The 10035-nt window shown below is 26.8% G+C and carries 7 protein-coding genes; 2 read left to right on the top strand and 5 right to left on the bottom strand.

The window, feature by feature from the left end; translation table 11 throughout:
• The 3 genes from ACIQ56_RS10140 to ACIQ56_RS10130 form a co-directional block, all read right to left on the bottom strand.
• The coding region (locus tag ACIQ56_RS10140) for a Mur ligase family protein (RefSeq protein WP_397600948.1) at window positions 1-2271 on the bottom strand (2271 nt) is incomplete at its 3' end.
• Window positions 2272-2281: 10 nt separating this feature from the next.
• A complete protein-coding gene (locus ACIQ56_RS10135) occupies window positions 2282-5224 on the bottom strand; it encodes a hypothetical protein (protein WP_397600947.1) in 2943 nt (980 codons plus the stop codon).
• 51 nt (window positions 5225-5275) lie between these two features.
• Window positions 5276-5806, bottom strand: coding sequence for a rhodanese-like domain-containing protein (locus tag ACIQ56_RS10130; RefSeq protein ID WP_397600946.1), 531 nt, complete (start codon window positions 5804-5806; stop codon window positions 5276-5278).
• A gap of 119 nt (window positions 5807-5925) precedes the next feature.
• Between ACIQ56_RS10130 and ACIQ56_RS10125 the strand changes: the two genes are divergently transcribed.
• A complete protein-coding gene (locus ACIQ56_RS10125) occupies window positions 5926-6915 on the top strand; it encodes an alpha/beta hydrolase (RefSeq protein ID WP_397600945.1) in 990 nt (329 codons plus the stop codon).
• A gap of 23 nt (window positions 6916-6938) precedes the next feature.
• Window positions 6939-9296: an AsmA family protein gene (locus ACIQ56_RS10120; RefSeq protein ID WP_397600944.1), complete on the top strand. Its 2358-nt coding sequence runs from the start codon at window positions 6939-6941 to the stop codon at window positions 9294-9296.
• Here the strand turns inward: ACIQ56_RS10120 and ACIQ56_RS10115 are convergent.
• On the bottom strand, window positions 9285-9551 hold the full coding sequence (locus ACIQ56_RS10115) for a hypothetical protein (RefSeq protein ID WP_397600943.1): 267 nt from the start codon (window positions 9549-9551) through the stop codon (window positions 9285-9287). The genes ACIQ56_RS10120 and ACIQ56_RS10115 overlap by 12 nt on opposite strands.
• Complete coding sequence (locus ACIQ56_RS10110; protein WP_397600942.1) at window positions 9532-9771, bottom strand: hypothetical protein; 240 nt, start codon at window positions 9769-9771, stop codon at window positions 9532-9534. Before ACIQ56_RS10110 ends, ACIQ56_RS10115 begins: the two co-directional genes overlap by 20 nt.
• Window positions 9772-10035: the final 264 nt, after the last annotated feature.

Here is a 10035-nt window from a genome sequence, read left to right as displayed (position 1 = left end):
TAATAAAACTTTGTCTGCATGAAAAAAACTTTTGCTCAACTGATCCTGTAAAACTCTCCTTCTCATCGTTGCATTTCTAGGATCAAAACAGGCTATTAACTTGCCTTTCTTGCCAACACTTTTCATATAACTTCGAAAAGCCTCTAGAGTTGTTACGATAGCAGTGGGATGATGAGCAAAATCGTCAAAAACAGAGATATTATTTTTTTCTTTTAGTAATTCAAATCTTCTTTTAACACCTTTAAAGCTTTCCATAGATTTACAGAGTTTACTTAAAAAAACTTTATTTTCTTTATAAATTGGTAAATGGGTCAATTCGGTATCTTTTATTTCATCTAGAATATTTGACGCATGCAATATTGCAATTGATGCAACAGCATTTAATGCGTTGTGATTTCCAAACATCCCTGTTTTAAATTTTAATAATTTTCCATTAGGTTGTTTGCATTGAATTTCAATTCCGTTTTTCAAGGTTTTATAGGAAACCAATTGCCAGCATACAGAGCTTTTTGATTGCTTAAAAGCACTAAATCCAATGACATGAGCACCTGAATTTTTAGCTACTTGATATGATCTTTTATCATCAAAATTTGCAATTACAATTCCATTTCTTTCTTTTGTTAATTTAGCAAGTTTTAAAAATTCATTTTCAATCGCTTCTACATTAGGGTAAATATCAGCATGGTCAAATTCAATGTTATTAATTAAACATATTTTGGGTTCATAATGTAAAAATTTAGGGCCTTTATCAAAAAAAGCAGAATCATATTCGTCCCCTTCTAAAACAAAAAGATTTTTTGATTTTAAAGCAAAACCAGCCTCAAAATTTGCTGGCCTTCCCCCTATCAAAAAGGATGGTTTTTTTCCTAATTTTGTTAGTAGATGAGTAACTAAACTACTGGTTGTTGTCTTTCCATGAGTTCCACTAATAATAATATTTCGACTTTTCGATAAAAAATATTTTCTTAGGGCAGAAGGAAAACTAAACATAGGTATTGTTTGTGATAAAATTTCTTCTAATTCATCATTTTTCTTTAAGCTCGCACTTAAGCGGCTTACAACATTCGCAAGAATAATGGCATCGGGTTTATTATTAAATATATTTTCAGCTTTAAAACCAACATCGGGTTTGATTCCTAGGTCGGAAATCACTTTATCCATTGGCGGATAAATGGGAGTATCACTACCTGTTACGGTATAACCCGCTTCTTGAAAAAGGCCTGAAACTTGAGCCATACCAGTTCCACCAATTCCTGTCATGTGTATTTTTAATTTAAGATGATTTTCATCTAATTTTTTACAAAATAAGTCCGGAGAAAAACGAGTTGCAACTAAATTTGTTTTATCTATTTTATTATAAATTGTTAATTTAGGGTTATCATTAAAATTAATTTTTATGTTCCCTTTCATAACAAGTGGAAATCTAAATTCGTCATGACCAAATAAAGGAAAATCTATAATTGGTAAATTTAATTTTTTAGAAATAATATCAATTAAAAATTCTCTATTCAATGACTTTTCATTAGAATCTAAACAATCTGAAAAATTTCCCAACACGATTGCTTTCGTATTTTTTATTAATTCTGAATTTATAAGAGCATCTATCTTTCTAATTATCCTATATAAATGTTCATTACATTCTTCAATAAACAAAATATTATTTTTAGGAAATTCAATATATTTTAGAGAAGCTAGACTTTCAGCCAAACTTAGATTTAAAGGAATACAAACTCCATCCATATTTGATTTTGAAAATTTATCTATATTATTGTAAATTTTAACAGGAAAAGTATATTCATTTTCTGTGTCATTAAGCAATTCAATTAAACATTTTTGATCTAGCATAGGCCCATTAAAAAAATTGGGTGAAAAGGCATTTTGCCCATGAATATAACGAAAATTTGGGTATCTTAAAGATAAATAAACACCAATAAAAGAAATATCAGAAAAACCAATCAATGTTTTTTCTGGAATAACAGGTGGAAGTATATTTTCTAAAAATGGGATAATTTCCGTGCAACCCATTCCTCCTCGAGCAGCAATTAAGATATTAAACTTTCTCATTGTTAAAGCATAACCCAGCTGCGCAGCTCTCTCCATAATAGGAGCAGCGGTCACTCCATCATATGAAATTTGATTTGGTAAAATTTCAGTGACATCAAATCCTAAATTTTTTATTTTTTGAATTCGTTCTAATTTTTTTTTATCATCTACTCTATTTCTACCTGAAGGATGTATGATTGCAATATGCTTTTTTTCTTTAAAATTCATTGAATATCTCCTAATTTATTTCATTTATTTTTTTAATTAAACTTATTTTATTTTTTTGTGATTCGGTCCAAATAGTAATATAGGCGTATTTGATATTACTCGTATTTTTAAAATTATTTATTAATTTTTCTTCTATTAAATCTGTTAATTCTTTATCTTTATATTTTAAATTAATGATATCTGGACAGTCAAAGGATAAAATGCAATTATTTTTATCCATTGCGTAACAATAAGATAAAATACCAGTGTCATCTTTTTCAGTTAGTGAAGAAGTCTCTATTTTATTTTCAATTTCAATTTGACAAGTCACAGTATCTAAATTATTTGTGTTTTTTAATTCAAAATTTATATTATTTTTATAGGAATTTTTTGATAGAATATACTGATCATTTAAAAATATATGGTATTTCAATAATTGTGGTTTTCCTATATGAATGAATGAAGCTTCACATATATATTCATTATTATCTTTTTTTGAAAGCTTTGATCCTAAAAAATAGCCATTAAATATATCTAATTTCTCTTCATTTAATTTATTTTCAGCTTCTTTCTTCTTTATTTTTTCTATTATTGGATATTTTGTTAAATTCTCTAAATAACCTGATTCAGAGTAAAATAAATCTAAATTTGTTTCTTCATTTATAAAATGAAACTTTAACTGAAAGGGTGAAAAAGAATTTATATTGTTATTCTTGTGAAGAAAAATATTTACTTTATCTAAATTATCTAAATAATTTTTTTTAATATTTACATTATAATTATTTAATGAAATATTATTTATTTCTATTTTTTTATATTTATTATTTATAGATTTTAATGTGTTTTCTAAGTTTTTTTCATTAATCTTAATTGTTTTACCATGTGATAATGTAGTGCCATTTGTAACAACTATATTACAAAAGTCTTCTTTTTGATTAAAATTAAAATTATATTCATAATAATATATTTGCTTTTTCTCTAATAACCTAATTATATTCATATTCTTAATTGAATTTTTTCTTTCAAAATTTATAATATTCTTATTTAATTTATTCTTTTCAAGAATAAATTGTGTGGATAAAAATAATTTTTGTGGATCCTGAGTTATTACAAAACATTTTTGCCCTTGTTCTAAATCTAAAATTCCTGAGAATAGAATATTTGGTTTAAAATTTGAAATAAAAAACTTAACATTTGAATATAAGTTTGTGTATTTATTATTTTCAAATACTCGAATTACGAGCGGGAATTTTGGAATATTAAATAAATCAATCAATTGTGAATCTTTGATATAATTTTTAATATTGTTAATATCTGTATCATTAAATTTTAAAAAAACATTATTATTTTTATCCGCATAACAAATATTTTCGGTTAATTTATAATTTTCTTTATTAGATAAATAACATTTAATATGATTTGAATGAAAATCTAAATTATCTTTGAAAAGAAATTTTTTTGAAATATTATTTAAATTAAAAACATAGCTATCCCTTAACCAAGAAGGATTTTTTTTGTTGGGATCTCGAACAATATATGAAGAAGCTCCAATAATGCTATTATTTAAAATTTTACCCGCAACTATGCATGTGATATAATTTTTATTTAAATTATAATTTAAAGTACTTTTATTTCTGAAATCTTTTATTTCAGAGTTACCAGCAAACCAATATATATTATAAAAGGAAGACTTTTGAATTGATTCAGGAATATTACATTCAAATATTTGTTCATTTCTATCTGCAGAAATAGATAATTTATCAGATATATTATCAAAATTTTCTTGATTTTCAAATACATTAAAAATTACAATTTCTTTTTCAAAAATTTCATTATTGATATTCAATGAAATTTTAATTTTTTCATGCAACAAAGATTTTTTAAAACTATCGTTTGGAATTATTTTAATTTGAATTGTATTTGGTTCTCCAGAATCTAATATATTGCATTGAATGTTATTACTTTCTTTACAAACCCATTCATGTTTTAATGACATTATATTTAAATTTGTTGAATATTGAATTATTTTTGGCTTTATATTTTTTTCAAATCCTATTTGATTAGGTCCTACTATTTCTAAATATTTATTATCTATTTCAAAAACTTTTGATATTCCATTATTATTTGAACATTGATAATTTTCTCCATACTTAATATATTTTTCAGGCAATACTTGTAAATTAAAGTCAGGTATAATTTTATCATTTTTATACCAAATAAAATCTTTGTTATTTGGATTATATAAAAAAGAATTTGAATGACAAATAAAGCTTTTATCAAATATAGAGTTTTTAAATTCAATATAGGGCGGAATTTTTATTTTTTCCTTTTCTATATCTATATTATTTAATACAAATTGTATTCCTATTTTGGAAACTACATTACTCTCTTTTTTTAATCCAACAGTTAAGTTAAATATTCGATATTTTTCATTTCCCAGTAAATTTGAAATTTTTTGATAATCACTATTTTTGCTCTCAATGCCTCCTGTTTCTTTGTCAATTAAGGAACAAAAATTATTTTCTTCGACATTATCTGAGCCACTTTCGCAGAAAAAAAATTGATCCACTTCTTTTGTTTTAAAATAGTTGGAAATTGAAAAGTCAGAAATTGATGAAATAGTATATGAATTTACTCCTGGTGATATATTAGGCCAGTTTTCAAATACGGAAAAGCTTTCTTTTATAAGATCTTTTTTATATAATAAGCCATCAAATAAAATTGTTTCGCAAGTTAAAGTAGGAAATTTTTGTGCAAGTGAAAAATCAATTGAGTCAGAATAGGTTTCAATTTCTCTTTTTTTATCTGCAGTATATAAAATCCATTTTTTCTGAAAAACTTTTACTTTAGAATTTGAATTATTTAATTTACAATTTAATTTTTTAGTATTATAATCAGCTGAAATATTAGTATAATTATGTTCTATTTGATTTGTCTTATTAAAGTAAACAACATCAGGAGCAATAATAGGCATTATCAATGCTCTTTCTTAAAGAAATGAGCTAATTATTTAGCTCAAAACATTCTAATACCTTGGAATTGAATTGTCTAATTTAGAACTGTACGCATCAATACCACCTTGCAAGCTTCTTGCATTTGCAACACCATTTTCTCTTAGATAAAGTGTAGCATTCATTGAGCGTAAACCATGATGGCATACCACAATTACACATTCAACCTGCTTTGATTTTTCTACATTTAGCTCAAAGTTTTTTTCAGTCAATAATATAGAATTTGGAATTTTGGCAATTTCATATTCCCAGTCTTCACGTACATCTAAAATTAAGGTTTTTGCATTTCTTTTTTGCATTTCAGAAAATTCAGATACCGTTATTTCCGATTTTTGCATATCTTCAACACCGTCATTTAAAGTGCTGACCATAGCTTGTGCATCTTTATTATGTTTCACCGCCACTTGCTCAATGGTTTCATTAGACTCATAACCACAACTTGCACAACCTCCCACATGAAACTTACTATGGAGAAGTGAGCGTGCAAAAGGAAAGCGGGTTTCAACTTCCTTCATAGTAGAGGATAAACAAAATACGGTTTCCATAAAATTTCTCCTTTATCTTAAAATAGACAATGAAACATGGCGGTTCTATTTGTCTCATTGTTAACATGGATATAATCTAAACCGAGTTAAGAAAACACTGTTTTTTGGAGGCAAGAAACATGTATGCAATAGAAAATTGGATCGCTGGTAGGCTTAATAAAATAGACAAATCAAAATTTGAGGGAAGTGGCCGTAGGCATTTTTCCCTTAATAATCTACAAGATGTCTCTGTTTCTTATTATGAAGTCCCCCTTTCTTCAGGACCTGGAACGGCTTTTTTATCCGTACCCAAAAACATGGAAAGCGCTCAAAATTCTTTAATTATTCTTATGCATGGTTTAGGAGACGATTGCTCCTACCCCTTATTGCATTGGATTCGATTTTTAAATTTAAGTGGCCTTTCTGTTTTGTCATTTGATTGGGATGGCCACGGAGTTGATGGTTCTTCTGTCCTTGATTTTCAACAGGCTACAAGAAGTCTTCCCTTACTCTTACAACGTTTATTTGGGAATGAATCTGGTTCTGGACTCAGCGCGAAAAGAGAAGGTCCTTCGTGTTTTTTAATGGGACACTCAATGGGAGCATCCTTTGCTTTAATTGCAGCAACCAGACATGACGTTTCAGAAAATATTGATGGCGTCGTTGCTGTTTCACCTGCATTGATGATAAATACCTATTCAAAAGCGGCCGGTGAACTTTGGAATTGTTTATATCCAAGTGCATGGTTAAAGGATTTTTTAAATAAATTTTCTTATTATGGGTTAGATGGCTTATTTCCAGCAACAGGATCCTTTAAAAGAAAATCTTTTCCTTTAAGAATGAGAACCGCTGTTGGTTATGCAGATCAAGCTCGAAATTTTGTAAACGAAACATTTGAAAAAAGAAGAATTTTACGAGATGTTCGTGTTCCTGTATTGTGGATGCATGGAATGAAAGATCGAATTGCTCCCTATTCTAATGTTGCATCGCTTATGATGGAAATTCCTTCCGCTTTTTTTGCTCATAATGACGAAAAAAGAGGGCATTTAAGAATGGCATTTTCTGATCAAATTCCTAAGTATTGCTCATCCTTTATAAAGCAATGCTACGATTTAAAAAATAATAAATAATTACTTATTTCGGGATGGTTATTGTGAATACTAAAACAAAATGGTTAGTGGGTATTTTGGGTTTTATTTTGTTTATTGTCCTTTTTTTATTAATTCTTCCTTTTATGATAGATTTTAATAAATTCAAACCACAAATTCAAAATATAGTTGCTGAAAAACTAAATGCTAAAGTTAATTACTCCTCTGCAAGATTAACAATTTTTACAGGTATTGGAATTGAGTTAAAAGATATTTCCCTTGAAAATACCGATGAAGTTTTTATGGGAACAGAGCTTTTTAAAGTAAAAAATATCAAATTTAAGACAGAATTTTGGCCTTTATTAAAAGGAAAATTCATAGGTAATATTGAAATTAACAATCCAGAAATAAATTTAATGAGATCTACTGGAAGAAACAACATAACCTCGCTCATTAAAAAGCAAGCTTTAAAAGGAAATAATTCAAATAAAAATGACGAACATAAAACTCAAGAAGAAAACTTAATTGATTCTAAAACAGCTCCAAATTCGGGAAACTCTTTTGCAGACAAAATTTTAATCAAATCATTTGAAGTTAAAAATGCAACTTTTTATGTTTATAATGTCTCTGGTCCTAGAGAACAAGAAATTGCAAAAATTAAAAACATGAATCTGATTATTTCTAATATCGGAGTTGGAAAGGATACCAAAATTGATTTTTCAACCGATTTAGATATAAAAGACAATGATTATTCTGTTAAAGGTTTAGTTTCTTTAAACTTTATTATTAATACAGAATTAGAAGGAATGGAATGGAAAAACTCAATTTTCAATAGCAAATTAAGTTTTGATAATCTCGATATAAATTATAAAAATGCTTTTGTTAAAAAGAAATCCATTCCTTTCCATATGAACTTTTCCGGAATGGCATCACCTAAAAATGTAATTGTAGATAATTTTAAATTAGATTTACAATCTCTAGATGCAAAAGCTAAAGTCAATATTTTTGGATTAGACAAACTAAATTCGGATATTCAATTTTCCTTAATTTCTCAAAATCTTTCGGAACTAGGTGAAATTCTTCCGCAACACAAAGATATGCTTATAAATGCAACTCTCGATCTCAAATCCAAAATTGCGGGCTCGTTATTACAACCAGAAACTTTAGATATCTTTCTTGATCTCAAATCAAAATTAACCGATTCTGATATTCATTTAACTTTTGATGCAAAATCAGTTAAACCTTTATTAGGTTCTTTAAAAATTCAAAGTCAAAATTTATATTTATCAAAAATTATAAAACCATTTATGTCTAAATCTTCAAACACTCCTAAAAATGAAGAAAATAAAATAACTTCAAATTCAAAAAAGGAAGAAAATAATGAATCAGAAAAAAATACCACAAGCTCTCCTGGAAACATAAATAATGACGAATTTACTTTAACGGATAAAGAAAAAAAGTTACTCGCTGGCTCTGACTTTTACACGGAAATGAATATTGGAAAATTAGTATACGACAATATCATTATAAATAATTTTATATTAAACTCTAAAATTAAAAATTATAATGCTACTTTAAATAGATTATCAATGAATCTTTTTTCAGGAAGTTTATTAACAACAGCAAATGCTGACTTAGGTGTTTATCCTGTTCCTTATTATGGAAATTTAAATTTAAATGGCGTCAAATTAGAAGAAATCTTTAAAGCAATAAAGCCAGAATCTCAAAAAAGTCCCATTGAAGGCAAAGCAGATATTAAAATGAATTATAGTGCAAGAGGACTCACAAGACCAGCTCTCTCTAAGACACTAAACTCTAAAGGAACATTTTTATTTAATGATGGCACAATAAATACCAAAAACTTAGTTTCATTAGCTGGAGAACAATTTAATAAATTTGTAAAAAACACCTCACTCGTTGGTTTAAAAATTGATTCTGATTCCTTAAAAAAACTGAGTCTTTCTGATGACAAAAGCACTAAAAAAAGTCTGAAAAATCAAAGGGGTGATTTTGAAATTAAGGACGGAAAATTTTTATTAAGAAATACTGTTTCTAGTGAAGAAGGAATATTAAAGTTACATGCTGATATAGGCATTGATGAGTCACTATCAGGAACAGCAATTTATATTGCAAGTAATAAAGTTAGAGATAACTTAACAAGCCAAAGTAAATACGCAAAATATTTTCTAAATGAAAAAGGAGAGTTCATTTTAGATTTAACTTTAGATGGCACAATCACAAATCCAGAAGTAGGGATTCAAACTTCTGAATTACAAAAAAAGTTGGTTAAAAATGCCTCAAAGGAATTAACCAACAAGCTAAAAGAAGAAATTAAAAAGAACCCTGAAGCTCAAAAAATCCAAGAAGATGCTAAAAAACTTCTAGAAAAAAATGGAATTGATTTACAAAAGTTAGGTTTTTAGCTCCCCTTTTCTAACATCCCTAATGTGAATGATAAATCTCCAATAGAATAAAATTTCAAAAAGAGGAATAAAGGCAACTGAAATCCCATTTGCAACATTTCCCATATATTGATTAGGGATAACAAGACTAATAATCCATAATAATAAAGAATAGCTTGCTATTGCTATGAGAGTGTAAGCAATAAAACGTACGCTTAGGACAACATATAAAGTCACTGCCCTTGTTAAAAAATCTTTACCAGCATTCCCCCCCATTCACACGGTATGCAATAAGCAAGCCTAAAATAACAATAAAAATATTCACAGCAGATTGCACTTTATCTATAACATTATATTCTGATGGAAAAAAAACTCCTATTTCAGAATAGAGAGTGAATAAAATAACAAATATAAAAAAATAAAAAAATTTATACTTTTCTGTTAAATGATTTAAGATAAGATCATTCTTTAAATTTTTAATACTCCATAAATACATTATTTTTGATCCTTTTGATAAGTATAAAAAGTAAAAACGAGTCCTTGCTACAATAATAAACAAAATTAAGAATATTTACAGTTCATTTTAAATTTAAATATAAATTCATTCATAATTTATAATTTTTTAGATATAAAAGAAAAGGTTTTTTGATTTTATATAAATATTTATTATATTGATTCTCATTATCGTTTTTTTAGTGTATTTAAAACAAATAATTATTAAGTAATTTTAAATTTTGCTCATTAATTATTTTTTAATAAT

This window comes from Silvanigrella sp. (genome assembly GCF_044369315.1).
Taxonomy (GTDB): domain Bacteria; phylum Bdellovibrionota_B; class Oligoflexia; order Silvanigrellales; family Silvanigrellaceae; genus Silvanigrella.
The sequence above is the reverse complement of the archived record's forward strand: the minus strand, read 5'-3'. Positions and strand labels throughout refer to the sequence as shown.